Below are 24035 nucleotides of genomic sequence, written 5' to 3' on the forward strand. Positions count from 1 at the left end.
GGGACTCCGGGAGCCAGCCCCAACCTTGCACAGCCGGTACCCTTAACAGGTGAGTTTGACCATTCCCTCCCCCTTTTCCGGCGCCCCCACCGAAGAACCGGTGTCAGGCCTGCCACGCGAAGCCACGCCCCGTACCTACCAGGTGCGGACCTTCGGCTGCCAGATGAACGTCCACGACTCCGAGCGGATGGCCGGGATGCTCGAGGACGCCGGTTACGTCCCCGCGGACGGTGACCGAGCCGACGTCGTTGTCTTCAACACGTGCGCCGTGCGTGAGAACGCGGACAACAAACTCTACGGAAACCTTGGAATCCTGGCGCCCGTCAAGGCCGCGAACCCGGGGATGCAGATCGCAGTGGGCGGCTGCCTGGCGCAGAAGGACCGCGAAACCATCCTGAAGAAGGCCCCGTGGGTGGACGCCGTTTTTGGTACCCACAACGTCGGCGCACTCCCTGCGCTGCTGGAACGGGCCCGGCACAACAACGAAGCCCAGCTGGAAATCCTGGAATCCCTGGATGTCTTCCCCTCCACACTTCCCACCAAGCGTGACTCCGTCTACGCCGGCTGGGTCTCCATCTCCGTTGGCTGCAACAACACCTGCACGTTCTGCATCGTGCCGGCGCTGCGTGGCAAGGAAAAGGACCGCAGGCCCGGGGACATCCTCGCTGAAATCCAGGCACTCGTGGACGACGGCGCCATTGAGGTCACCCTCCTGGGCCAGAACGTGAACTCATACGGCGTGGAATTCGGGGACCGCCAGGCGTTCTCCAAGCTCCTGCGGGCCTGTGGCGACATCGAGGGCCTGGAACGTGTCCGCTTCACCAGCCCGCATCCCGCAGCCTTCACGGACGACGTCATCGACGCCATGGCGGAAACTCCCAACGTCATGCCGCAGCTGCACATGCCGCTGCAGTCCGGATCCGACAGCATCCTGAAGGCCATGAAGCGGTCGTACCGGTCCACGAAGTTCCTGGGCATCCTGGACAAGGTCCGGGAGAAGATCCCGCACGCAGCCATCTCCACCGACATCATCGTCGGGTTCCCCGGCGAAACCGAAGAGGACTTCCAGGCCACGCTGGACGTCGTGGAAAAGTCCCGCTTCGCCACCGCCTTCACCTTCCAGTACTCCAAGCGTCCCGGCACTCCGGCCGCGGACCTGCCGGACCAGCTGCCCAAGGCAGTGGTCCAGGAACGCTTCGAGCGTCTGACGGCCCTGCAGGACAGGATCGCCGCGGAAGAGAACAAAAAGCAGCTGGGCCGCCGCGTGGAGGTTATGGTCACCGCGCAGTCCGGGCGGAAGGCAGAAGAAACCCACCGCCTGTCCGGACGTTCACGGGACCAGCGGCTGGTTCATTTCTCGGTTCCGGAGGGGTCGCCCGCCCCCAGGCCCGGCGACCTCGTCACCGTCACCATTACGGAGGCCGGCGCCTTCCACCTCCTTGCGGATCCCGCGCCGGGGGATTACAGCCTTCGGCGTTCTCGCGCGGGTGACGCCTGGGACAGGTCCCAGGCTGATTCCTGCGGTGTCCCCGCACCCGGCACCGGCGACGCGCGCAAGGGCGTTTCGCTCGGCATGCCCTCGCTGCCCGTGCGCACTTCCTGATCCGTGGGCACCCTGCCCGTCATCGCCGTCGTCGGTCCCACCGGGTCCGGAAAATCCGATCTTGCCGTCAACCTGGCACTTGAGCTGGACGGTGAGGTCATTAATGCCGATGCCATGCAGTTCTACCGCGGCATGGACATCGGAACCGCCAAGATCACCCCGGCCGAGCGGCGGGGCATACCGCACCATCTCCTGGACATCCTCGATGTCACGCAGGAGGCCAGCGTCTCGGACTTCCAGCAGCAGGCACGGCAGTTGATCGGGAACATCCACGCCCGCGGGAAACGGGCCATCCTGGTGGGCGGCTCCGGCCTTTACGTCCGCGCCGCCCTCGACGTCCTCGAATTTCCCGGGACCGACCCGGAGCTGCGCCGCACCCTGGAAGCAGACCTGGCCGCGCACGGCACAGCAGCCCTGCGGGCCCGCCTCCAGGACGTGGACCCGGCCTCGGCCGAACGTTTGAACGATGACCGGCGCATCATCCGCGCACTGGAAGTCCATCAGCTCACCGGCCGGCCCTTCAGTTCCTTCATGCCCCGGCGGGAGTACTTCCAGCCTGCCGTCCAGATCGGCTTGTCTGTTGACCGCGCGGCACTGCATGAACGGCTGGCCGCCCGGGTGCACGCCATGGTGGACACCGGCTTGCTGGCTGAAGTCCGCCTACTTGATGGACTGGGCTTGCGGACCGGGAAGACCGCGTGCCGTGCCTTGGGCTACTCGCAGTTCCTGCAGGTCCTCGACGGCGCCGCCACGGTGGCCGAGGCTGTTGAAAGCACCATCGTCGCCACCAGGCAGTTCGCACGCCGCCAGCTGACCTGGTTCCGCGCCGACCCGAGGATCACGTGGATCGACTGGCAGGACCCGGAATTGCTGGCTCGGGCGGCAGGCCTTTGTGGCCGGTAGCCTCAACCCAACCAGTAGCCCTGACGCGTCCGGTTTCCAGGGCCGCTGGGCCTGCCGGTAGGCTTGACGGCATGGATGCAACCCTGACAGAGACTCCCGGAACCGCCTTTCAAACGCTGGCAGGGCTGCGCTTCTCCAAGGGGCACGGAACCGGTAACGACTTCGTCCTGGTGGCCGATCCGGAGGGTGCACACACCATCGACGCCGGCCACGTGGCCGCCCTGTGCAACCGGCACCTTGGCATCGGCGGAGATGGCCTGATCCGGGCCGTGCCGTCACGCTTCCTTCCCGAGGGCCGCGAGATCCTCGCCGCCAACCCCGACGCCGAGTGGTTCATGGACTACCGCAACGGCGACGGGTCGCTGTCCGAAATGTGCGGCAACGGCGTCCGGGTCTTTGTCCACTTCCTCCGTGCTGAAGGGCTGATCGATCTCCCGGTGGGCGGCGCCCTTGCCATTGGCACCCGCGGCGGCCTGAAGACAGTGGTGCGCACCGCCGACGGCTATGCAGTGGACATGGGACCGTGGGAGTTCATTTTCCCTGGTGAGGCCACGGCCAAAGCCATGGACTCGCTGGTGACCGCCGAAGGCCTTGAGGTCCCGCGCCCGGCCCTCTCAGTCAGCATGGGCAACCCGCATACCGTGGTTGCCCTCGCCGAACTGGCCGAGCTTGAATCAACCCGCCTCTACACCGCCCCTGCTGTGGAACCGGTCCCGGCCAACGGAACCAACGTGGAATTCGTGGTTCCGTCCGAGCCGCTGGTCCTCGATGGCATCGGCTCCGTCACCATGCGGGTCCACGAACGCGGCGTGGGGGAGACGCAGTCCTGCGGCACGGGAGCCTGCGCCGCAGCCGTCGCGATCCGCCACTGGGCCGGGGCCGGAGCCCCCGACGCCTGGCGCGTGAACGTTCCGGGCGGAGTGGTGGGCGTTAAGTTCTTCGCAGGCCCCGGCGGCCACGAGCATGTTGAGCTCAGCGGCCCGGCCGTCATTGTGGCGTCTGGGACGCTTTCCTGACTTTCAGTACGCGGAACGATTTCGACGTTGACTCCCGCGTCACCGTGAAGGACGCGTCGAGTTCTGCCGCCAGCCAGCGCTGCAGCGAATCCGAGCCCAGGTTCTTCTGGACCACGAGGTAGGCAGTTCCTCCCGGCGCCAGCCGCGGCAGCCAAAGTTTCAGCAGGGAGTGCAGCTCATCCTTGCCGATCCGGATTGGCGGGTTCGACCAGATGGTGTCGAACCGCACCCCGGGATCCACGTCCTCCGGCGTGCTCGCTGCAACATTCGACAGGCCCAGCGCGGCGGCGTTCCCATTGGTCAGGGCAATGCAGCGTTCGTTCACGTCCACGGCGTAGACCTGCGCGTGGGGTGCCTTCAGCGCCATCGTCAGGGCGATGGGGCCCCAGCCGCAGCCGATATCCAGGAGGTTGCCGGTGGCTGCAGGTGCGGGAACCTCCGCCAGCAGCACGGCGGTTCCCTTATCGATTCCGTCCGGGCTGAAGATGCCGTTCGAGGTCTGCAGCGTCCGCGTTTCTCCGGCGAGTTCCACCGTCAGCGGTTTCCGTGTGAAGGGGCCGGCGGGCGATGCGCTGAAATAGTGTGCGGACTCCATAACTGGCCAGAGTAGTTCCCCCCGCAGCGTAATGGGAAACCGCGCCGCGGCGCCTCTGTTAGTCTTGACAGCATGTTCTTGATCTTCGAGTAGCCGGCATGGGCACTTGCCCGTCCCGCTCCCTTGTCCGCGGTGTCCACTCCCGCCAGCGATTCTGCCCACAGCGACGCAGGTTTTCCGCCTTCCGCTTGTGCACCGGACCAAACTCCAACGTTTGCTCCGCACGCCGGACAACACTCGAAGCTTGATCCGCTCTTGCTTCCTGCCGTGATGCCGGTCCCAAACCGTTCCGCCGGCTTTCCTACGCGGCGCCCACGCTGCCGCGGCATTGTTGCCCGGCTGCCAGTACAGGAGACTCTGCATGACCGCAGCCCCTCAGCCCAGCGCGAATACTTCACCAGATTCCACCGAACGGCACTATTCTGGAAATGCCGAAACTTCAAAGGAGACCATGACCAGCCAGCCCAACACCGGATCCGATCCAGCGTCCCAGGATATGAGTCCTGCGGAGATCCAAGCTGTTATCGACAGGATCCTCGCCAAGGACGTACCGGCCAGCTCCAGGACGTCCGGCGGTGCCGGCGACGCGAAGGCGGTCCTCGGCAAGGCCCAGGCCATCTCCCACCTGGACGACGAGCACTCTGAATACGACGGCGACCAGCAGGACCTCGAAGAGCGGCGCGCCCTGCGCCGCACGGCAGGCCTTTCCACCGAGCTCGAAGACGTTACCGAGGTCGAATACCGCCAGCTGCGGCTGGAGCGCGTGGTCCTTGCCGGACTGTGGTCCGAAGGCACCCTGGCCGACGCCGAGAACTCCCTGCGGGAACTCGCAGCCCTGGCCGAGACCGCCGGTTCGGAAGTGCTGGACGGCCTCGTGCAGCGCCGTGCCAAGCCGGACCCCGGCACGTTCCTGGGCTCGGGCAAGGCGCAGGAGCTCAAGGACATTGTCATGTCCACGGGAGCGGACACGGTGGTGGTCGATGCCGAGCTGGCACCGTCCCAGCGGCGCGGGCTGGAAGACATCGTCAAGGTCAAGGTCATCGACCGCACCGGGCTCATCCTGGACATCTTCGCGCAGCATGCGAAGAGCCGCGAAGGCAAGGCCCAGGTTGAGCTGGCGCAGCTCGAGTACCTGCTTCCGCGCCTGCGCGGCTGGGGCGACTCGATGTCCCGCCAGGCCGGCGGCCAGGTGGGCGGTGCCGCCGCCGGCATGGGTTCGCGCGGTCCCGGTGAGACGAAGATCGAACTGGACCGCCGCCGGATCCGTACCCGGATGGCCAAGCTGCGGCGCGAAATCGCGGCGATGAAGCCTGCCCGGGAAACCAAGCGCGCCAACCGTCGTCGTAATGAAGTGCCGTCCGTAGCAATTGCGGGCTACACGAACGCTGGAAAGTCGTCCCTTCTCAACAGGTTGACCGATGCCGGGGTGCTGGTAGAGAACGCCCTGTTCGCCACGCTGGACCCCACCATCCGCAAAGCCGAGACATCTGACGGCCTGGGTTACACGCTGGCCGACACCGTGGGCTTCGTCCGGTCCCTCCCCACCCAGCTGGTGGAGGCCTTCCGGTCCACCTTGGAGGAAGTGGCCGATTCCGACCTCATCCTGCATGTGGTGGATGCGTCCCACCCGGATCCTGAAGGCCAGATCGCCGCTGTGAGGAAGGTCTTCGGCGAGGTTGACGCCCGCAAGATCCCGGAGATCATCGTCCTGAACAAGGCCGACGCCGCAGATCCCTTCGTGGTGGAACGGCTGAAGCAGCGTGAACCGCGCCATGTGGTGGTTTCGGCGCGCACCGGCGAGGGAATCGCGGAACTGCTGAAGACCATCAGCGAATCGATTCCGCGTCCCGGCGTCCAGCTGGAGCTCCTTATCCCGTACAACCGCGGCGACCTGATCAGCAAGCTGCACGACTCCGACGCGGAGATCATCAGCATGGACCATGTCGAGGCCGGAACCCGGGCGGTGGTGAAGGTCCGCGAGGGCCTGGCCGCCGAACTGGAATCCTTTGCCGTCAATGCCTGAGGCTGTGGCAACTGAATCCAAGGAAACGGCCGGCGGGCAGCTCGTCATCGAGCTGCTCGACCGGGCCGTTTCCGCCATGGGCGGCCAAAGCCGCTCCGGGCAGCATGAAATGGCGCGGCAAGTGGCGCAGGCCATCGAAACGGGAAACCACCTGCTGGTGCAGGCCGGGACCGGTACCGGAAAGTCACTGGCATACCTGATCCCGCTGATCGCCCATGCTCTTGAAAGCAACAAGCCCGCCCTGGTGTCCACGGCCACCCTTGCCCTGCAGACGCAGATTGTGGGCAGGGACCTGCCGCGGCTCCTCAAAGCCATCACCCCGGCCCTCGACCGTCCGGTCAAGGTGGCGCTGGTCAAGGGCCGGTCCAATTACGTGTGCCGGCACAAGCTGGAAGGCGGGTTTCCCTCCGAGGAACCCTCCGAGGGGCAGCTCTTCTCCCTCGGTGAGGACACCAGCGTGCCGCACTTCGCCGCAGCCGCCGGCGGGCCGCAGTCCCAGCTCGGAAAGGAAGTGGTCCGGCTCCGGGAATGGGCGGAAAAGACGTCCACAGGAGACCGGGACGAACTCCTGCCCGGCGTGACGGACCGCGCCTGGAAGCAGGTGTCCGTGACGTCCATGGAGTGCCTGGGCTCCCAGAAATGCCCCCTGGCCGAGGAATGCTTCAGCGAGCTGGCCCGCCAGGACGCTGCCGATGCCGACGTCGTGGTGACCAACCATGCCATGCTCGCGGTCAGTGCGTTCGAGGGACTCGCGGTGCTGCCCGAGTACGACGTTGTGGTGGTGGATGAGGCCCACGAGCTGCAGGACCGGGTTACCGGTGCAGTGTCCGGCCAGCTCTCCGTCGCCATGGTCCACGCCGCTGCCTCAGGCGCCCGCAAACACACGGCGATCACCGTGGACGCGCTCAACGCCGCCGCAGCGAACCTGGAGCTGGCCCTTGCCGGCGTCCCAAGCGGGCTGCTCCCCAACGGACTGAACGACGAACAGCTCGACTGCGTGGACCAGCTGCGCGAGGCCTGCAGGGCGGCGCTGTCCGACTCCAAGGGGGACAGCAGCAACACGGCCGACGGCGGCAGGCAGCTTGCGCGTTCACGCCTGATGCTCATCCTCGAACTGTCCGAACGGCTATTGGCGGCAAAGGAGAACCGCGAGGTCGTGTGGATCTCGCGCGCCGGAACCTTCGATCCCGGCCAGGGCTATACCCAACCTGACGACAGTGCTCCTGCGCTGGTCAATATCGCGCCGTTGTCCGTGGCCGGGAGGCTGCGTGAGGGGCTCTTCGCCGGGCATACAGTGGTCCTGACGTCCGCAACCCTGGCCATCGGTTCTGCCTTCGAGCCCGCCGCCGGGGGATTGGGCCTCGTGGGCGAAGGGGCGCCGGCCTGGACCGGGATCGACGTCGGCTCGCCGTTCGACTATCCCAAGCAGGGGATCCTGTACGTGGCCGGGCACCTGCCCAAGCCGGGCCGTGGTGCGTCACCCGAATCGCTTGCAGAGCTGGAGGCACTCATCCGCGCCTCGAACGGCGGGGCGCTGTGCCTGTTCTCCTCACGGCGGGCAGCCGAAGAGGCGGCCGAAGCACTCCGGCCCAAGCTGGGCATGACGGTCCTGTGCCAGGGCGACTCCACCATGACGGCCCTCGTCAAGCAGTTCGCAGACGAACCGGATACGTGCCTGTTCGGCACCATGTCGCTCTGGCAGGGCGTTGACGTCCCAGGGGTTTCCTGCCGCCTGGTGGTCATCGACCGGATCCCCTTCCCCCGCCCGGACGACCCCCTCATGACCGCCCGCTCCCGGGCCGTGGCGCAGGCAGGCGGCAACGGCTTCATGTCCGTCTCGGCCACCCATGCCGCCATCCGGCTGGCCCAGGGCGCCGGCAGGCTGATCCGCTCCACCGGCGACAAGGGCGTAGTGGCGGTCCTCGATTCCCGCCTGGCCACGGAACGCTACGCCGGGTTCCTGCGCGGCGCCCTGCCGCCCTTCTGGGCCACGACGGACCGCACGACGGCGATCGCGGCCTTGGAGAGGCTGGCCGGGGAAACGCCGTAGGCACCATTTGAAAACCCCAATAAGGAAGGCGCCGTTCCCCGGAACGGCGCCTCCCTTATTGGCTGGACTGCTGTGGCCTGTTGTTGACGGCGGCCACGCTACAGCGAGCGGAGGACCGAAACCACCTTGCCCATGATGGTGGCATGGTCGCCAAGGATCGGTTCGTACTGCGTGTTCTGGGGCAGCAGCCACGTGTGGCCGTCCCGCTGGCGGAACGTCTTGACCGTGGCTTCGTCGTCCAGGAGCGCGGCAACAATGTCGCCGTTCGCGGCATCCGCCTGGCGCCGGACCACCACCCAGTCGCCGTCGCAGATAGCGGCGTCCACCATGGAATCACCGGCCACCTTCAGCATAAACAGTTCGCCCTGGCCCACCAGCTGGCGGGGGAGCGGCATAACGTCTTCCACCACCTGGTCCGCGAGGATGGGGCCGCCGGCGGCGATGCGGCCGACGAGGGGCACCATGGCCGTGTCCAGCGCGGTGGGCAACTCCGTGACGGACGCTGTGATGCCCGTGGAGGCCGCAGCCGCGGGTTCCGCTGCCTGCCTGGCCGCCCTGCCGGTGGTCCCGCCGTCGAGGGTCAGCGGCATCAGGACTTCCATGGCCCGGGGCCGCTTCGGATCACGCCGCAGGTAGCCCAGCTTTTCCAGCTGCGAGAGCTGGTGGGTGACGCTCGAGAGGCTGGCCAGCCCCACGGTGTCCCCAATCTCGCGCATGGACGGCGGGTAGCCGTTGACGTTGACCGAACGCTGGATGGTCTCGAGGATTTTCTTCTGCCGCGGCGTCAAGCCCTTGGCTGTCCTTTTCGGCTGCGAGGTCGCCCTGCCCCCGGTGGCTGCTGCTGCCATGTTCGCCGTTGCCTTTCGGTTGCCACCGGGCTTTCAACTGCACCGGACTAAGTGTTCCCGCCGTCAATGTCAGACCCTGCTGATCAACTTCAGGAGTGGATGTTCCTGCCTCCAAACGTAGGTCAGCCACATGGCTTTTTCAAACATTTGTTCTAGCGAGTCTCGACATTGTTCGTCCATAGGTGCTAAAACTGAATCAAGCAGTATTCGAATATGTGTTCTAACAAGGCGAGCAGCCGTTCGAACACGGAGCCGGTCAGGCAGCACCATGGGGCGGCACCAGCAGGCAACACCAACAGACGCAGTACGGTCCAGGAGGGCTAAGGTCATGTCAGCTACATCCGCTTTCAGGTCACACGGTTTCGACGTTCACGGCAACGGTGCACGGGCCCAGCAGGCGCCGCTGCCACCACTGCGCCTCACGCGGCGGGGCAAGATTGTCCTGATCGGGATTCCCCTGGTGCTGCTGGCAGCGCTCCTGCTGTCACTGGCCGGCTTCTTCAACTCACCGGCCAAGGCCTCCGACTCCGCAGCGGACCTGACCGTGACCCCCACCGTCACGGTCACCGTGCAGCCGGGTGAGTCGCTGTGGGGGATCGCTTCCGACCTCGCGCCCGAGCGGGACGCCAGGGACGTCGTGGCAGATATCGTGCAGCTCAACAACCTGTCCGCCGGGAAGATTCTCCCGGGACAGCAGCTGTACATCCCCACACGCTAGGAATGGTTCGCGGCACGTCTCCCTGGCTGTATCGAAGTCCCGGAACAGCAGGTGTGCTGCCCAGAGCCGACGTTGCATGGGTAGGCGCGGACCGTCACATTTTCGGGCGACCGCACCTCCCACTAAACTGTTCAGGTGAATGACCAGCTTGAACGCCTGAACCGGCTTCCTCTCCGCAGCAACCTCCGGGGCATCACGCCCTACGGTGCCCCGCAGCTGGATGTGCCCATCCTCCTCAACGTCAACGAGAACACCCATGGTGTCCCGGCCGACGTCACAGCCGCCATCACGGCGGCGGTCGCGGAGGCTGCCATCGGCCTGAACCGCTACCCGGACCGGGAGTTCACCGAGCTCCGCAAGGCCCTTGCCGAGTATCTGGGACACGGCCTCGACGAGGCCAACGTATGGGCCGCCAACGGCTCCAACGAAGTGCTCCAGCAGATCCTTCAGGCATTCGGCGGTCCGGGGCGCACGGCCCTCGGCTTCCCGCCCACGTACTCCATGTACCCCCTGCTTGCCAGCGGCACGGACACCGGCTACATCAAGGGCGAGCGTGAGGACGGGTACGGCCTCAGCGCCGAATCGGCCGCCCGCCAGGTCCGGGAACTGAAGCCCAACATCGTTTTCCTGTGCTCACCGAACAACCCCACCGGCACCGGCCTCGGGCTGGACGTGGTGGAAGCGGTTTACAAAGCCGGCGCCGAAAGCCAGGCCATCGTGATCGTGGATGAGGCCTACCACGAGTTTGCCCACGACGGCACGCTCAGCGCCCTGACGCTGCTGCCCGGGCGGGAGCGGCTGATCGTTTCCCGCACCATGAGCAAGGCATTCGCGCTGGCCGGCGCCCGGCTCGGATACATGGCAGCCGCCCCGGAAGTAACCGACGCGCTGCGCCTGGTCCGGCTCCCGTACCACCTGTCGGCCATCACCCAGGCAACCGCCCTGGCGGCCCTGCAGCACCGCGAAGCCCTCATGGCTGACGTCGAGGACATCAAGAAGCAGCGCGACCGCATCGTGTCCGAGCTGACCCGCATGGGCCTCAAGCCGGCGGCATCCGACTCCAACTACGTGTTCTTCGGCGGACTGGAGAATCCGCACCAGGTCTGGCAGGAACTGCTGGACGCGGGTGTGCTGATCCGCGACGTCGGTATCCCGGGGCACCTGCGGGTTACTGCCGGCACTGAGACGGAAACCACAGCCTTCCTCACCTCCCTGGAAAGCATCCTTGCCGGCCAGCCGGCCCTTCCCGCCTAGACTTGAAGAACCGGCGCTGGACGCCCTGACCACCCCTTACTGCCACAAAGGACACCTGACCATGACTTCCACCGGACCGAACGCGGACGCAGCCCGGACCGCACGCATGGAGCGTGCCACCAGCGAGTCGTCCGTGCTCGTGGAAATCAACCTGGACGGTACGGGCGTCTCGGACATCGACACTTCCGTGCCGTTCTACGACCACATGCTCACGGCACTGTGCAAGCACTCGCTGATCGACATGACGGTCAAAGCCACGGGAGACACCCACATCGACGTCCACCACACCGTGGAGGACGTTGCCATCACCTTCGGCGAGGTGCTGCGGACCGCCCTGGGCAACAAGGCCGGCATCCGCCGGTTCGGCGAAGCCACCGTCCCGCTGGACGAGGCCCTGGCCAACGCCGTGGTGGACGTCTCCGGGCGCCCTTACCTGGTGCACGCCGGCGAGCCCGCCGGCCAGGAATACCACCTGATCGGCGGCCACTTCACTGGCTCCCTCACCCGCCACGTCTTTGAGGCCATCACCCTGCACGCAGGCATCTGCCTGCACATGAACGTCATCGCCGGACGGGACCCCCACCACATTGTGGAAGCCCAGTTCAAGGCGTTCGCCCGTGCCCTGCGTGCAGCCGTCGAACCCGATCCCCGGGTTGAGGGCATTCCGTCCACCAAGGGTGCCCTGTGAGCGGCCAGATCCTGAAGGACGGTGCCATCATCGACCCGTCCGCATCACGCAAGCCCGCTTCCCCGGAGGGCAAGCCCACCGTGACGGTGCTGGATTACGGTTCCGGCAACGTCCGGTCGGCCGTGCGCGCCCTCGAGCGGGCCGGTGCAGAGGTCATCCTCAGCGCCAAGCCCGAGGATGTCCTGAACGCGGACGGCCTGGTGGTTCCCGGCGTCGGCGCCTTCGAGACGGTCATGCGCGAGCTCAAAGCCGTGGATGGCATCAGGCTCATCGGCCGCCGGGTGGCCGGCGGCCGCCCCGTCCTGGGGATCTGCGTGGGCCTCCAGGTACTTTTCGAGGCCGGCGTCGAGCATGGCACCGAGGCTGAGGGCATCGGCGAATGGCCCGGGAAAGTCGAGATGCTGCCGGCCGACGTCGTTCCGCACATGGGCTGGAACACCGTCAAGGTGCCGGAGGGTTCAAAGCTCTTCGCCGGAGTGGAAGGCGAGCGGTTCTACTTCGTCCATTCCTACGGCGTGCAGGAATGGAACTTCGACGTCATTCAGCCGCTGATGGCCCCTCCGCTGGTGACGTGGTCCGAACACGGCGCACCCTTTATCGCTGCCGTCGAAAACGGGCCGCTGTGCGCCACGCAGTTCCACCCTGAGAAGTCAGGCGATGCCGGCGCGCGGCTGCTGCGCAACTGGGTGGACGCGCTGCGCCGGCCCACGGAAACCGGCAGCGGCGACGCTAGTGGCGGCGCCTGAATGTGGTCCATCGTCCTGATGGGACTGGCCGGCCTGCTGGTGGGCGGTGCCCTGTCCTTCCGGCAGCAGCACAAGCCCCTGTGGACCCAGGTTTCGTTCTACGTCCTGGCAGGCATGTCCCTGCTCGCCGCCTACCTGCTGACCCTCCCGGCCGGTTGACAGGCATCCTGGCCAACGAGTCCGGCCACTGACGCGCGCCGGCACTGTGCCGGCAGCCCGACACCCCACCCACAACATCAAGGATGAAGATGACCACCGCAAACGATCTGCCGGTACTTGAACTGCTGCCCGCCGTCGACGTCGTCAACGGCCAGGCCGTGCGGCTGGTCCAGGGTGAGGCCGGCAGTGAAACCAGCTACGGAACCCCGCTGGAGGCTGCGCTGAACTGGCAGCAGCAGGGCGCCGAATGGGTGCACCTCGTGGACCTGGACGCCGCCTTCGGCCGCGGCTCCAACGCCGAACTGCTCCGCGAGGTGGTGGGGCAGCTGGACATCAAGGTGGAGCTCTCCGGCGGACTCCGGGACGATGAAACCCTCGAAGCCGCACTTGGCCTCGGCGTCGCACGGGTTAACCTCGGCACCGCCGCGCTGGAGAACCCGGAGTGGACGCGCCGCGCCATCGAGCGCTTCGGTGACAGGATCGCCGTCGGACTCGACGTCCGCGGAACCACCCTGGCCGGCCGGGGCTGGACCAAGGAAGGCGGGGACCTCTGGGACGTCCTGGCCCGCCTCGAGGATGCAGGCTGCTCGCGCTACGTGGTCACCGACGTGACCAAGGACGGCACCCTGCAGGGGCCCAACGTTGAACTGCTGCGCCAGATGGTGGAGAAGACCGGCAAACCCGTCATCGCGTCCGGCGGCATCTCCAGCCTCGATGACCTCAAGGTCCTGCGCTCCCTGGTCCCGCTGGGCGTCGAAGGTGCCATCGTGGGCAAGGCCCTCTATGCCGGCGCCTTCACCCTGCCCGAAGCCCTCGACGTGGCCGGCCGCCGCTAGGCTGCCGGAACCCGACGCGATGGCCAGCAAAGATTCAGGCGCCCCCGCTCCCCGCCACCTTCCCGGCCATATCGCCGCGGCGCTGGCAGGAGCCGGCGGCGCGACCGACTCCGCGGGCCAGCCCTGGGCGGGCCGCAGCCTCGCCGGCGACGACGCGAAGATCCACAATTTCGAGGACGACGACGGTACGGCCAACGCAGGCTACCGCGCCGCCGTCGCGGGCTTGCGTGGGGGAACCGGCGACGAAGCTGCCGTCGTGGCGTCCCTGGCGACGGCGCGGGTCTTCATCCCCATCGTGGCCCAGCTGGCGGAAGAAGCGGAGTCTGACCACGGCCTGCATGCCGACAAGCAGGCAGACATGGCGCTGGTAACGCTCAAAGCCGCCGACGGCAGGACCGCGCTGCCGGCCTTCACGTCAACGGAGGCCCTGAGCGCCTGGCACCCCGATGCCCGCCCGGTGGCTGTCTACGCGGCACGCGCTGCGCTGTCCGCCGTGGCGGAGGGTGCCGAACTTGTGGTCCTGGACCCGGGCGCAGATGTCACTTTCGTGGTTCGCCGGCCGGCCGTGTGGGCGCTGGCCCAGCAGCAGCCCTGGCTGCCCTCCTACGCCGACGAGGAACTGGCGGCCGAGATGGGTGCTGCCGCCGCTGCGTTCCCAACTGTCCGCCGGATCGAGCTCCTGCCGGGCAGGGGAGTGGCTGCCCGGGCAGCCGACGGGACCGTGTTGCCGGGTGGCGGCGCGGGGCCGGAACTGCAAGTGGTGCTCTACCTTGAGGACGGGTTGGACGCCTCAGGCGTGCAGCGCCTGGTGGCTGCGCTGCAGGCCGAGTGGTCCCGGAATGTATTGTTTGGGGAGCGGGTCGATTCGCTCGAGGTCAAGCTGCGGCGCGCCACAGGCTAGTTGTCAGGAGCGGGGCTGCCCCGGGTTCCTGAGGCATACGTAAGGAACCTTTTTCGTGAACTTCGCGCTGTACCGGGAGCTGCTGGCCGTCCGGCCTATCCGGAGGCTTTTGCTGGTGGGCATGGTTGCCCGCATTCCACATTCTGCGGCGGGCGTGCTGCTGACCCTGCACATCGTCCTCACCCTGGGCCAGGGATACGCCGCTGCCGGTGCCGCAGCCGCCGTGATGACGATCGGTATAGCTGTCGGGGCACCGTGGCGCGGGCGCCGGGTGGACACCGTCGGCCTCCGGCGTGCACTGGTCCCGTCCGTCATCTCCGAAGCGGTCATCTGGTCCATCGTTCCGCACGTGTCCTACCAGTGGCTCCTGCCGCTGGTGTTCGTCGGCGGCCTGTTGACCCTGCCCATCTTCAGCGTGGTGCGCCAGTCCCTGGGTGTCCTGGCCGACGGCAAGCAGAGGCGCACCGCTTTTGCCCTGGATGCCATCAGCACCGAGATGGTGTTCATGATCGGGCCCGCGGCCGGCGCCGTGGTGGCAACGAGCGGGCACACGACGGCGGGTCTCACGGTCGTGGGCCTGTCCACGTCCCTGGCCGGGCTGTTCCTGATCTGGTTCAACCCGCCCACCCGCAGCCCGGAACAAACCGCTGAATGCGTTGAGGACGAGCAGCACGCAGCAGAAATCGCCGTGGTCTCGGCTGCACCCGCCCACCTGCAGGAAGCCGCCGCGGACCTGCTGCCAGCCGGGGCGGAGCGTGCTCCCGGTGTCAGGGGCAGGGTGGCGCACAGCTTCGCCTGGTTTACACCTGCGGTGGGGGCGGTCTTTGCCGTCGCCGCGGGTGCCGGCATGGTTCTCAGCGGCAGTGACGTGGGCATCGTGGCGGCCCTGGAGATCGGCGGGCATCAAGGCGAGATCGGAATCGTGTTCCTGTTCTGGTGTGCGGCATCCGTGGTGGGCGGCCTGGTCTACGGCGCCATGCACCGGCCTGTCCCGCCCATCCTGCTGCTGCTGGGCATGGCCGCGTTCACCATTCCCATGGGTTTCGCGTCCGGAACCTGGACACTCGCCCTGCTGTCCATCCTGCCCGGGCTCCTGTGCGCGCCGGTGCTGTCCGCTGCCTCGGAGAAGGTGGCCGATCTTGTGTCCGAAGAGCGCCGGGGCGAAGCGATGGGTTGGTACGGGTCTGCGCTGACCGCAGGGGTGGCCTTTGGTTCACCCTTGGCGGGCGTCTTCATTGACAGCACAGGCCCCTCCGGCGGCTTCGTGTCCGTAGGGGTGGCCGGTGTCATCCTGTGCCTTGCGGGACTGCTCCTGCAGCAGCGCCGGCGCCGCCAGGTCAAGGCCTGACCGGACAACCCGTCTGGAGCTTTGGGGCCGGCGGGCGCAGGCCCACTCGAAGGCCCGCCCACCTGCCCAACGTCCTGCGGCGCGGGTTCTTAAAGCACGACGGCGGGACGACCCCCTAAGGTCGCCCCGCCGTCGCGCGCTGTGTGGGGGAGTTCTGGGCTAGTTGACTGCGCCCGTGAACTTTTCGCCCGGACCCTTGCCCGGAGCGTCCGGGATCAGCGACTCTTCACGGAACGCCAGCTGCAGGGAGCGGAGGCCGTCGCGCAAGGGACCTGCGTGCTGCGATCCGATTTCCGGAGCGGCGGCCGTCACCAGCCCGGCAAGGGCGGTGATGAGTTTGCGGGCCTCGTCCAGGTCCTTCAGGTCGGCGGCGTTCTCTTCTGCGGCCAGGCCGAGCTTGACGGCGGCGGCGGACATCAGGTGGACGGCAGCGGTGGTGATGACCTCGATGGCCGGAACTTCGGAGATGTCCCGGACCTGCTGGGACACGTCGGCGGAGTTGCCGGCGCTGCCCTGGGCAGGCTCGAAAACGTATGAATTACTGTCTGGGGTGCTCATACTGGTAAGCTTGACACAGACCGACTGGATGTCGTTATTTCAGAGATTGCCCTCACAGGCCAGGTTCCCAGCAGTGCTGTTCGGCGCTGACGGGAATTTTCTCTGTAGAATGGCATGCAGTTTGCAAGCGGAGTTCTCTCCCACCCGCGTCAGCCGTTGTTCCGAGGTTCCGCCAGGACCCTGTGGAACGCAAGGTTGCCGGGTACACGGTTGGGCATTGGTCCGGCAGTTCGCCGAATCAGTGCATGCAGGCCCGTCCCGGGCCCGGCAGCACCAACCTGACATGAGGCCTTCGATTGCTCCGGCAATTGGGGGCCTTCTCTATTTGCCGGGATACAACGACAAAAACAGGAGCTTTAACATTAGCGAGCCAAGAATCAATGAGCGTATCCGCGTCCCCGAGGTGCGGCTGGTCGGCCCTGCAGGTGAACAGGTAGGAATCGTCCGTATTGAGGATGCCCTCCGTCTGGCTGCCGAGTCTGACCTTGATCTCGTTGAAGTTGCACCTCAGGCGAAGCCTCCGGTGTGCAAGCTGATGGACTTCGGCAAGTACAAGTACGAAGCCGCCGTCAAGGCACGTGAAGCCCGGAAGAACCAGACGAACACCGTTCTGAAGGAAATCCGCTTCCGCCTGAAGATCGACACCCACGACTACGAGACCAAGCGCGGGCACGCACTGCGCTTCCTCGGCGCCGGGGACAAGGTCAAGGCCATGATCCAGTTCCGCGGCCGTGAGCAGCAGCGTCCGGAGATGGGCATCCGCCTGCTCCAGCGCTTCGCCGATGACGTCGCTGAAGTCGGCGTGGTTGAGTCCAGCCCCCGCATCGACGGCCGCAACATGGTCATGGTGGTTGGTCCGCTGAAGAACAAGGCAGAAGCGAAGGCGGAGGCCCGCCGGGCCACCCAGCGCGCCGATGCCAAGGCCGAGAATGAAGCCAAGGCTGCGGGACGGGTGGACACGTCCGGCAAGGACGATGCTCCCATGACCCAGTCGCTGGCGGATCTGCTGCCCGAGGGCTTCACTATTTCCACCGAGGCGGAAGCGCCGGCCGAAGCTGAGCAGGCAACTGCGGAAGCACCCGAAGAGGCCGTTGCCGAGGCTCCGGCCAAGGCTGCCGAAGAAGCTCCCAAGCAGGAGGCCCCGAAGCAGGAAGCTCCCAAGCGGGAGGCTCCGAAGGCTGCGGCCCCGGCGCCCAAGCAGGAGGCTCCCAAGCGGGAAGCCCCCAAGGCTGCGGCCCCGGCGCCCAAGCAGGAGGCTCCCGCGCAGGAAGCCCCCAAGGCTGCGGCCCCGGCGCCCAAGCCGGTGGCGGCTCCGAAGCCTGCAGCTGTTCCGGCTCCGCCGAAGCCCGTGGCCAGGCCTGCTGCACCGAAGCCGGCCGCACGTCCTGCCCCGAAGGCAGCACCTAAGCCGTCGGGTAAGAAGACCACTTAGTCCACAGCTGCCGACGGCCCCGGCCATCGGCAGACAGCAACCAGCAGGCCGCCCCCCGGGCGGCTGCGCGATAGAGCTGCAGGCATAGCCTGCGGATACGTAAGGAGATCGGTTTCCATGCCGAAGATGAAGACCCACAGCGGTGCTAAGAAGCGCTTCAAGCTGACCGGCAGTGGCAAGCTGCGCCGCCAGCAGGCCAACCGCCGCCACTACCTCGAGCACAAGTCCTCCAGGCTGACCCGCCGCCTCGCCGGCGACAAGATCGTCTTCAAGGGCGACGCCAAGGTCATCCGGAAGATGCTCGGCATCTAATTTCCAAGTTTCCTGGCTGACTGCCGTCCGGTAGCCGGTCAATTGCCAAAAAGCCTTCTCAGGCCACCGGAACATCCGGTGACAGATGCTTGGGATCAGATTTTCGAAGGAGTACGCACGTGGCACGTGTGAAGAGGGCGGTCAACGCCCACAAGAAGCGCCGGGTTATCCTTGAACGCGCAAAGGGCTACCGTGGACAGCGTTCACGCCTGTACCGCAAGGCCAAAGAGCAGCTGCTGCACTCGTTTGTGTACAGCTACGGCGACCGCAAGAAGAAGAAGGGCGACTTCCGCCGCCTGTGGATCCAGCGCATCAACGCGGCTTCCCGCGCCAACGGCCTGACCTACAACCGCCTGATCCAGGGCCTGAAGGCCGCTGAGGTCGAGGTTGACCGCCGCATGCTGGCTGAACTGGCCGTCTCCGACGCCAACGCCTTCGCTGCGCTGGTCAAGGTTGCCAAGGACTCCCTGCCTGCTGACACCTCCGCTCCCGCTGTCCAGGCTGCCGCTGCCCCCAAGGCTGCGAAGAAGCCGGCCACGCGCAAGAAGGCTGTCGCCGCCGAGGCTGCTGCCGAGTAAGCAACCCGCTGCCCCCCAGGGCGGTTCAGGAGCCGGTGGCACCAGCCACTAGAGTTCTTGTATGAACAAAACCGGGCGCCCGCAAGATTCCCCACTGTCCAATCCCCGAGCCGATCGGGTGCGTGACGTGGCGAAACTTGCAGGGCGCCCGGCCCGTTTAAAGCGCGGTCACTTCCTGGCCGAAGGCCCGCAGTCGGTGCGCGAAGCCCTGAGGCTCCACCAGGAGCGGCTTGCAGCGGGTTCCCCGGGCGTGGTCACCGATGTGTATGCCAGCGAGACATGCCTGGACCGCTTTCCGGAGTTCGAGGAACTTGCTGAGGGAACAAACGCCTGGCTGGCCACGGATGAAGTCCTGGCAGCCATGGCAGACACTGTCAATCCGCAGGGCATCATCGCCGTCTGCAGGTTCGTTGATGTGTCGCTGGAGTCGGTGCTCGACGCCGGTCCCCGCCTGATTGCCGTCTTGTGCCAGGTGCGTGACCCCGGAAACGCCGGGACGGTGCTCCGCGCCGCTGATTCCGCGGGTGCTGACGCAGTGGTGCTGACCGGGTCCAGCGTTGACATCTACAACCCCAAGGCGGTCCGCTCCACGGCGGGTTCGCTGTTCCACTTGCCCGTGGTCCTGGGCGCTGAAGTTGCCGACCTCGTGGAGGCGTGCAAGGCGCGCGGGATAGGCATCCTGGCTGCTGACGGGTACGGGTCGTTGAACCTGGATGCCCTCCAGGACGAAAACGCCAGGCGCCGGCTGACGGGCTCCGGCCCCGATTCGGTGTACGACCTCGGAGGGCCTACTGCCTGGCTGTTCGGCAACGAAGCGCAGGGGCTTTCCGCGGCCGAGCTTGAATTGGCTGACCACCGGGTGGCCGTGCCCGTCTACGGAGCCGCCGAAAGCCTGAACCTGGGAACGGCTGCCACCGTCTGCCTGTATGCGAGTGCCAGGTCCCAGCGCAACTGACGCCTGTTGCCTCGGAACAAAGTCATGGTGCCTCGGAACAAAAGTAAAGGCCCCGGAAGATCCGGGGCCCTGGATAGCGGCAGATTCCGCTAACGGTGCCTTCTAGGGCGCGCGGGTTGCCTTGCCGCGGCCCGTGATTGCTCCGTAGATGCCGGCGACCACCAAGCCGCCAACAATAGCGAGAATCCAGGTTCCGAGGTCGAAGAAGCCAAGATCGCCCCGGTTGAACAGGAGGCTGCCAATCCAGCCACCTACGATGGCGCCCACCACACCCAGAACCAGGCTGGTGACCCAACCGCCGCCGACCCGGCCGGGCATGACGGCTTTAACAATGGCCCCAACGATCAGGCCGAGAATAATCCAAGCAAGAAAACCCATGTTTCCTCCTCATATATTCACGGGAACGTGATGGTCCCGATGAGGCTCAAGCTAACATAACGGGCCCGCAAAGTCAGCAGGTCCGGCTCTTGTGCCTGCCGCATGCGGGGGCGCACCTCGGGTACGGTATGCATGGCCGGAAAACGAAGCCGGACCTGTGATGCGACTATCCCGAACCCTGGAGGGCGCCACCGTGGCTGCACATGGCGGAAACAAAGCGATCATTGCGGCGCTGGCCGCCAACCTGTCCATCGCGGCATTGAAGTTCGTTGCCTACTTCCTCACCAGGTCGTCGTCGATGCTCGCCGAGGCAATCCACTCGGTGGCCGATTCCGGAAACCAGCTCCTGCTGCTGGTGGGCGGCAAGAAGTCGCAGCGGGCGGCCAGCCCCCAGCACCCTTTCGGGTACGGACGTGAGCGGTACATCTATGCCTTCATCGTCTCCATCGTGCTGTTCAGTGTCGGTGGCCTCTTTGCGCTGTTCGAAGCCTGGGAAAAGTTCCGCGATCCGCACGCGATCGAAGGGGGTTTCTGGTGGGTTCCGCTGGCTGTCCTGGTGGGGGCCATCCTGGCCGAGGGCTTCTCCTTCCGGACGGCGATCCGTGAATCGAACCACTCCCGCGGCTCCCAGTCCTGGGTGAAGTTCGTCCGCAGCGCCAAGGAGCCGGAGCTCCCGGTGATCCTGCTCGAGGATTTCGGCGCCCTGCTGGGCCTGGCGTTCGCCCTGATCGGCGTAGGCATGACGCTCCTGACCGGCAACGGCCTGTGGGATGCCGCGGGAACGGCCATGATCGGCCTGCTGCTGGTTGCCATCGCTGTGGTGCTGGCGCTGGAAACGAAGTCGCTGCTCGTGGGGGAGTCCGCCACACGGCAGGACGTCGAAAAGATCACGGCCGCCATTGAGTCCGACGGCGGCCGGCTGATCCACCTCAAGACGCTGCACCTGGGGCCGGAAGAACTCCTGGTGGCGGCCAAGATCGCCGTCAGCAGGTCCTCCACGGGGGAGCAGATTGCCACGGAGATCGACGCCACGGAGGCACGGATCCGCGCGGCTGTCCCCATAGCGCGCGTGATCTACCTGGAGCCTGACCTGCAGCGTACTTCCGCGCTGGAAGACCGTTAGGTCAGCGAACCCCACCCTTTGCCGCGCACGCCGGAACAGGGACTCAAGCCTTCAGCAGCTGCCGGCGTTCCAACACGCCACTGAGGACGGCGACGCCGAAGCCCAGGACCGCCAGGACGGCACCTACCAGCGCGGGAGCCACGTAGCCCCACCCGAGGGCGATGACGAGGCCGCCGAGGAAAGCGCCCAGGGCATTGGCGACATTCAGCGCCGCGTGGTTCAGTGAGGATGCCAGCGACGGGGCATCGGGGGAGGCATCCAGCAGCCGGGTCTGCAGTGCCGGGATCAGCATGGACCCGGAGGCGCCCACCACGAACACCATGACCAGTGCCGACCACGGCCAGTGCACCGCCACGGCATAGACCACCAGGGCAACCGCAATGGCGGGCAGAACCCTGTACAGGGTTCCCATGACCGACTTGTCGGCGAGCCTTCCGCCCACGATGTTGCCGGCCACCATGCCCAGGCCGTACAGGGCCACCACCAGGGGAATCAGCGATGACGGGATCCCGGCCACCGTGGTCATGGTGTGGGCGATGTAGGTGTAGGTGGCAAAGAAGCCGCCAAAGCCCACCACGCCGATGAGGATGGCCAGCCACACCTGCAGCCGCTTCAAAGCGCCGAGCTCACGCCTGATGCTCGCATCGGGGTGGGCAGCCTGGAAGGGCACAAAGCGCCAGACCATCGCCAGGGTCAGCAGTCCGATAAAACCGACCAGGACGAACAGCAGCCGCCAGCCATAGGTCTGCCCGAGCCAGGTGGCGAAGGGTACGCCCACCACGTTGGAGATGCTCAGTCCGGCCATCACCATCGAAATCGCCCAGCCGCGGCGGGTGGGCGGAACGAGGGACGCAGCGATGACCGCCGCAACACCGAAGAACGCGCCGTGCGGAAGGCCGGCGGCGAAGCGCGACACCAGCATGGTGCCGTAGTCGGGAGCCACGAACGACGTCAGGTTTGCCACCGTGAAGAAAAGCAACAGGCCCAGGGCGAGCTGTTTGCGCGGCAGCCGCGCACCAACAGCAGCCAGCAGCGGCGCGCCCACCACCACGCCCAGGGCGTAGGCGGAAATCAGATGGCCGGCCTCCGGCGTGCTGATGCCCAGCCCCTGTTCCACCTCTTTCAGCAGGCCCATCATGGTGAACTCGGTAACACCGATGCCGACGCCGCCCATGGCCAGCGAGATAATCGCGAGCGCCAGGTTGCGGGAGGTCAGGGGGCCTGCCGTGGACGTTTGGGTGGCGCTGCTCATAAGCCTGCTTTCCGAAGTGGATTGCTGATGGAAGAAACAATGCCACGACGGTGGGGCTGCACGGCCCGGATGACCACGGGCCCGGACTTGGTCAACTGCCTCCGGGGGACGGATATTCCCCGGGAAGCCCGGCCGGTGTTCCCATTGTCCCCCATAGACTGGACCGGTGACTGAACTGATACAGGTGGTGGGCGGTGCAGTGGTGGACCGGCTGGACCAGCCGTCCATGCTGCTGGTGGCGCGGCGCAATGCCCCGGAAAAGTTGGCGGGCCTGTGGGAGTTCCCCGGTGGCAAGGTGGAGCCCGGAGAGGAACCCGAGAGCGCTCTCCGGCGGGAGCTGCTGGAGGAGCTCGGCGTCGTTGTCCGCCTCGGGACGGAGCTTCCTGCTGACGGGCCCGGCGGCTGGCCGCTGAACGACCGTGCCGCCATGCGCGTCTGGACTGCAGAGATTACCTCCGGGGAGCCCCGTCCGCTGGAGGACCATGACCAGTTGCGCTGGCTGCCCCTGGACGGCCCGGATGCCGTCCTGGCGCTGCCGTGGATACCGGCGGATTTCCCGATTGTCCGCGCATTGCTCGCATCCCTGGCCGTTCCGGCCGAAGGACGCTGAACTAGAAGAGGGCCTGCTGAGCGCCCGCAGCACCACCGTGCGGGGCGGAATTGCCTTCACCGTGCCCCTGCCGTGCTTCGGGGATGATGCCTGCGGGGTACCCGGCTTCCTCCTCGCGGGGATCAAGGTCCCGGTGGCTGAACCCGGACGAGAAGGCGAAGCCGTGCCGCGCCTTGAAGTAGCGCACCTTGCCCGCCAGCCAGGTTCTGTACTCCTTGGACGCGTAGGAGCCTGACCCGTAGAGGCGGCGGTAGCGGCCAGCCAGCCCGGGATGGTTTGCGGCAATCCACTTCATGAACCATTCCCGGGTGCCGGGTTTGAGGTACAGGGCGCCCGCGCTGACGCCGGTGGCGCCGGCTGCGGCCAGCGACGCGAAAAGTGCGTCAAGGGCTTCGTCGCTGTCCGAGAGCCACGGCAGGATGGGCATCGCCATGACGCCGCACGGAAGACCCGCCTCCCGGAGCCTGGACACGAGCTTGAGCCGGGCCCGCGGACCCGGCGTGCCCGGTTCTATGGCCTCGGAAAGGGCCTCGTCCGTCATCGCCAGTGAAATGCCAAGGCCCACAGGGACCTGTGCTGCCGCGCTCTTCAGCAAAGGTATGTCCCGCGCCAGCAGCGTACCCTTGGTCAGGATGGAGAGGGGAGTGCCGGAGTCAGCCAGCGCAGCAATGATGCCGGGCATCAGCCGGTACCTTCCCTCCGCACGCTGGTAGGGGTCGGTGTTGGTTCCCAGCGCCACCTGCGGCCGCGTCCAGGAGGGCTTGGCCAACTCTTTGCGCAGGACTTCGGCCGCGTTGACCTTGACCACCACCTGGCTGTCGAAGTCCAGGCCGGCGTCAAAATCGAGGTAGGTGTGGCTCTTGCGCGCAAAGCAGTAAACGCAGGCGTGGCTGCAGCCGCGGTAGGGATTCACGGTCCACTCAAACGGCATCTTCGAACCGGCCGGCACCCTGTTCAGCACAGATTTAGCGGTGACTTCGTGAAAGGTGATGCCCGCAAACTCCGGTGTGGTGACGGAACGGACCAGGCCGGCAAGCGGAAGTAGTGCGGGGGTGGCAGCAGAGCCGTCCCCGGGTGGCTGCAGCAGTGCCTGCGCGTCCCATCTCATGCATTCATTCGAAAACATGTTCGAATGAATGTCAAGGTGGC

The 24035-nt window shown here is 66.5% G+C and carries 25 protein-coding genes; 19 read left to right on the plus strand and 6 right to left on the minus strand.

Annotation, left to right across the window (positions count from 1 at the left end):
• Positions 1-49: 49 nt before the first annotated feature.
• The 3 genes from miaB to dapF all read left to right on the plus strand — a co-directional run bounded on the left by miaB (position 50) and on the right by dapF (position 3522).
• Positions 50-1603 (plus strand): tRNA (N6-isopentenyl adenosine(37)-C2)-methylthiotransferase MiaB, encoded by a 1554-nt coding sequence (miaB, locus tag BLT71_RS08810; RefSeq protein WP_407681239.1) that lies wholly within the window; start codon positions 50-52, stop codon positions 1601-1603.
• A 3-nt stretch (positions 1604-1606) separates the two neighbouring features.
• On the plus strand, positions 1607-2506 hold the full coding sequence (gene miaA / locus BLT71_RS08815) for a tRNA (adenosine(37)-N6)-dimethylallyltransferase MiaA (protein WP_091719334.1): 900 nt from the start codon (positions 1607-1609) through the stop codon (positions 2504-2506).
• 71 nt (positions 2507-2577) lie between these two features.
• Positions 2578-3522 (plus strand): diaminopimelate epimerase, encoded by a 945-nt coding sequence (gene dapF, locus BLT71_RS08820; protein WP_091719336.1) that lies wholly within the window; start codon positions 2578-2580, stop codon positions 3520-3522.
• On the opposite strand, the gene BLT71_RS08825 is transcribed toward dapF, so the two are convergent.
• Positions 3494-4117: a class I SAM-dependent methyltransferase gene (locus BLT71_RS08825; RefSeq protein WP_091719338.1), complete on the minus strand. Its 624-nt coding sequence runs from the start codon at positions 4115-4117 to the stop codon at positions 3494-3496. The genes dapF and BLT71_RS08825 overlap by 29 nt on opposite strands.
• Positions 4118-4568: 451 nt before the next feature.
• Between BLT71_RS08825 and hflX the strand changes: the two genes are divergently transcribed.
• Both hflX and BLT71_RS08835 read left to right on the plus strand, forming a co-directional pair.
• Positions 4569-6140 (plus strand): GTPase HflX, encoded by a 1572-nt coding sequence (gene hflX / locus BLT71_RS08830; protein ID WP_091719340.1) that lies wholly within the window; start codon positions 4569-4571, stop codon positions 6138-6140.
• Positions 6133-8190, plus strand: coding sequence for an ATP-dependent DNA helicase (locus BLT71_RS08835; protein ID WP_091719342.1), 2058 nt, complete (start codon positions 6133-6135; stop codon positions 8188-8190). The genes hflX and BLT71_RS08835 overlap by 8 nt, the downstream gene beginning before the upstream one ends.
• A gap of 98 nt (positions 8191-8288) precedes the next feature.
• Here the strand turns inward: BLT71_RS08835 and lexA are convergent, their stop codons facing one another.
• Positions 8289-9038 (minus strand): transcriptional repressor LexA, encoded by a 750-nt coding sequence (gene lexA, locus BLT71_RS08840; RefSeq protein ID WP_091719344.1) that lies wholly within the window; start codon positions 9036-9038, stop codon positions 8289-8291.
• A gap of 328 nt (positions 9039-9366) precedes the next feature.
• Between lexA and BLT71_RS08845 the strand changes: the two genes are divergently transcribed.
• The 8 genes from BLT71_RS08845 to BLT71_RS08875 all read left to right on the plus strand — a co-directional run bounded on the left by BLT71_RS08845 (position 9367) and on the right by BLT71_RS08875 (position 15688).
• Complete coding sequence (locus tag BLT71_RS08845; protein ID WP_231994487.1) at positions 9367-9756, plus strand: LysM peptidoglycan-binding domain-containing protein; 390 nt, start codon at positions 9367-9369, stop codon at positions 9754-9756.
• A 135-nt stretch (positions 9757-9891) separates the two neighbouring features.
• A complete protein-coding gene (locus BLT71_RS08850) occupies positions 9892-11010 on the plus strand; it encodes a histidinol-phosphate transaminase (RefSeq protein WP_091719346.1) in 1119 nt (372 codons plus the stop codon).
• Between the two features lie 61 nt (positions 11011-11071).
• Positions 11072-11698, plus strand: coding sequence for an imidazoleglycerol-phosphate dehydratase HisB (gene hisB, locus BLT71_RS08855; RefSeq protein ID WP_091723922.1), 627 nt, complete (start codon positions 11072-11074; stop codon positions 11696-11698).
• A complete protein-coding gene (hisH, locus tag BLT71_RS08860; protein ID WP_091719348.1) occupies positions 11695-12444 on the plus strand; it encodes an imidazole glycerol phosphate synthase subunit HisH in 750 nt (249 codons plus the stop codon). The genes hisB and hisH overlap by 4 nt, the downstream gene beginning before the upstream one ends.
• Positions 12445-12603, plus strand: a complete 159-nt coding sequence (locus tag BLT71_RS20570) for a hypothetical protein (protein WP_172829940.1) — start codon at positions 12445-12447, stop codon at positions 12601-12603. It abuts the gene before it with no gap.
• Between the two features lie 89 nt (positions 12604-12692).
• Complete coding sequence (gene priA, locus BLT71_RS08865; RefSeq protein ID WP_091719349.1) at positions 12693-13439, plus strand: bifunctional 1-(5-phosphoribosyl)-5-((5-phosphoribosylamino)methylideneamino)imidazole-4-carboxamide isomerase/phosphoribosylanthranilate isomerase PriA; 747 nt, start codon at positions 12693-12695, stop codon at positions 13437-13439.
• Between the two features lie 19 nt (positions 13440-13458).
• A complete protein-coding gene (locus BLT71_RS08870; RefSeq protein WP_091719351.1) occupies positions 13459-14340 on the plus strand; it encodes an SseB family protein in 882 nt (293 codons plus the stop codon).
• 55 nt (positions 14341-14395) lie between these two features.
• The gene (locus tag BLT71_RS08875) at positions 14396-15688 is read left to right on the plus strand and encodes an MFS transporter (protein WP_091719353.1); all 1293 of its coding nucleotides are present in this window, start codon (positions 14396-14398) and stop codon (positions 15686-15688) included.
• Between the two features lie 159 nt (positions 15689-15847).
• Here the strand turns inward: BLT71_RS08875 and BLT71_RS08880 are convergent, their stop codons facing one another.
• Positions 15848-16246: a DUF1844 domain-containing protein gene (locus BLT71_RS08880; protein ID WP_091719355.1), complete on the minus strand. Its 399-nt coding sequence runs from the start codon at positions 16244-16246 to the stop codon at positions 15848-15850.
• Between the two features lie 283 nt (positions 16247-16529).
• On the opposite strand from BLT71_RS08880, the gene infC reads away from it, so the two are divergent.
• The 4 genes from infC to BLT71_RS08900 all read left to right on the plus strand — a co-directional run bounded on the left by infC (position 16530) and on the right by BLT71_RS08900 (position 19523).
• Positions 16530-17678, plus strand: a complete 1149-nt coding sequence (gene infC / locus BLT71_RS08885) for a translation initiation factor IF-3 (RefSeq protein ID WP_231994488.1) — start codon at positions 16530-16532, stop codon at positions 17676-17678.
• 117 nt (positions 17679-17795) lie between these two features.
• On the plus strand, positions 17796-17990 hold the full coding sequence (gene rpmI / locus BLT71_RS08890) for a 50S ribosomal protein L35 (protein ID WP_009358635.1): 195 nt from the start codon (positions 17796-17798) through the stop codon (positions 17988-17990).
• A gap of 119 nt (positions 17991-18109) precedes the next feature.
• A complete protein-coding gene (gene rplT, locus BLT71_RS08895) occupies positions 18110-18568 on the plus strand; it encodes a 50S ribosomal protein L20 (RefSeq protein ID WP_091719357.1) in 459 nt (152 codons plus the stop codon).
• A 61-nt stretch (positions 18569-18629) separates the two neighbouring features.
• Entirely contained in the window at positions 18630-19523 is an 894-nt protein-coding gene (locus BLT71_RS08900; RefSeq protein WP_091719359.1) for a TrmH family RNA methyltransferase, read from the plus strand.
• A gap of 102 nt (positions 19524-19625) precedes the next feature.
• Here the strand turns inward: BLT71_RS08900 and BLT71_RS08905 are convergent, their stop codons facing one another.
• Positions 19626-19901, minus strand: coding sequence for a GlsB/YeaQ/YmgE family stress response membrane protein (locus tag BLT71_RS08905; RefSeq protein WP_015936694.1), 276 nt, complete (start codon positions 19899-19901; stop codon positions 19626-19628).
• 193 nt (positions 19902-20094) lie between these two features.
• Here BLT71_RS08905 and BLT71_RS08910 point away from each other — a divergent pair, with 193 nt between their 5' ends.
• Positions 20095-21024, plus strand: coding sequence for a cation diffusion facilitator family transporter (locus tag BLT71_RS08910; protein ID WP_091719361.1), 930 nt, complete (start codon positions 20095-20097; stop codon positions 21022-21024).
• Between the two features lie 43 nt (positions 21025-21067).
• Here BLT71_RS08910 and BLT71_RS08915 read toward each other — a convergent pair whose 3' ends face one another.
• A complete protein-coding gene (locus BLT71_RS08915; RefSeq protein ID WP_091719363.1) occupies positions 21068-22276 on the minus strand; it encodes an MFS transporter in 1209 nt (402 codons plus the stop codon).
• Between the two features lie 166 nt (positions 22277-22442).
• On the opposite strand from BLT71_RS08915, the gene BLT71_RS08920 reads away from it, so the two are divergent.
• Positions 22443-22886 carry a (deoxy)nucleoside triphosphate pyrophosphohydrolase gene (locus tag BLT71_RS08920; protein WP_091719365.1) on the plus strand — a complete coding sequence of 148 codons (444 nt, stop codon included), beginning with the start codon at positions 22443-22445 and terminating at the stop codon, positions 22884-22886.
• Position 22887: 1 nt separating this feature from the next.
• Here BLT71_RS08920 and BLT71_RS08925 read toward each other — a convergent pair whose 3' ends face one another.
• Complete coding sequence (locus tag BLT71_RS08925; RefSeq protein WP_091719367.1) at positions 22888-23994, minus strand: Rv2578c family radical SAM protein; 1107 nt, start codon at positions 23992-23994, stop codon at positions 22888-22890.
• Positions 23995-24035: the final 41 nt, after the last annotated feature.

The sequence above is a fragment of the Pseudarthrobacter equi genome, from assembly GCF_900105535.1.
GTDB lineage: Bacteria > Actinomycetota > Actinomycetes > Actinomycetales > Micrococcaceae > Arthrobacter > Arthrobacter equi.

What these genes read in the sequence shown, in the direction of transcription:
- BLT71_RS08900 (WP_091719359.1), top strand. Translation starts at nt 18,630, where the DNA reads ATGAACAAAACCGGGCGCCCGCAAGATTCCCCACTGTCCAATCCCCGA.
- infC (WP_231994488.1), top strand. Translation starts at nt 16,530, where the DNA reads ATGAGGCCTTCGATTGCTCCGGCAATTGGGGGCCTTCTCTATTTGCCG.
- BLT71_RS08845 (WP_231994487.1), top strand. Translation starts at nt 9,367, where the DNA reads ATGTCAGCTACATCCGCTTTCAGGTCACACGGTTTCGACGTTCACGGC.
- priA (WP_091719349.1), top strand. Translation starts at nt 12,693, where the DNA reads ATGACCACCGCAAACGATCTGCCGGTACTTGAACTGCTGCCCGCCGTC.
- dapF (WP_091719336.1), top strand. Translation starts at nt 2,578, where the DNA reads ATGGATGCAACCCTGACAGAGACTCCCGGAACCGCCTTTCAAACGCTG.
- BLT71_RS08905 (WP_015936694.1), bottom strand. Translation starts at nt 19,901, where the DNA reads ATGGGTTTTCTTGCTTGGATTATTCTCGGCCTGATCGTTGGGGCCATT.
- lexA (WP_091719344.1), bottom strand. Translation starts at nt 9,038, where the DNA reads ATGGCAGCAGCAGCCACCGGGGGCAGGGCGACCTCGCAGCCGAAAAGG.
- hisB (WP_091723922.1), top strand. Translation starts at nt 11,072, where the DNA reads ATGACTTCCACCGGACCGAACGCGGACGCAGCCCGGACCGCACGCATG.
- rpmI (WP_009358635.1), top strand. Translation starts at nt 17,796, where the DNA reads ATGCCGAAGATGAAGACCCACAGCGGTGCTAAGAAGCGCTTCAAGCTG.
- BLT71_RS20570 (WP_172829940.1), top strand. Translation starts at nt 12,445, where the DNA reads ATGTGGTCCATCGTCCTGATGGGACTGGCCGGCCTGCTGGTGGGCGGT.
- BLT71_RS08835 (WP_091719342.1), top strand. Translation starts at nt 6,133, where the DNA reads ATGCCTGAGGCTGTGGCAACTGAATCCAAGGAAACGGCCGGCGGGCAG.
- BLT71_RS08925 (WP_091719367.1), bottom strand. Translation starts at nt 23,994, where the DNA reads ATGAGATGGGACGCGCAGGCACTGCTGCAGCCACCCGGGGACGGCTCT.
- BLT71_RS08915 (WP_091719363.1), bottom strand. Translation starts at nt 22,276, where the DNA reads ATGAGCAGCGCCACCCAAACGTCCACGGCAGGCCCCCTGACCTCCCGC.
- BLT71_RS08870 (WP_091719351.1), top strand. Translation starts at nt 13,459, where the DNA reads ATGGCCAGCAAAGATTCAGGCGCCCCCGCTCCCCGCCACCTTCCCGGC.
- BLT71_RS08825 (WP_091719338.1), bottom strand. Translation starts at nt 4,117, where the DNA reads ATGGAGTCCGCACACTATTTCAGCGCATCGCCCGCCGGCCCCTTCACA.
- hflX (WP_091719340.1), top strand. Translation starts at nt 4,569, where the DNA reads ATGACCAGCCAGCCCAACACCGGATCCGATCCAGCGTCCCAGGATATG.
- BLT71_RS08880 (WP_091719355.1), bottom strand. Translation starts at nt 16,246, where the DNA reads ATGAGCACCCCAGACAGTAATTCATACGTTTTCGAGCCTGCCCAGGGC.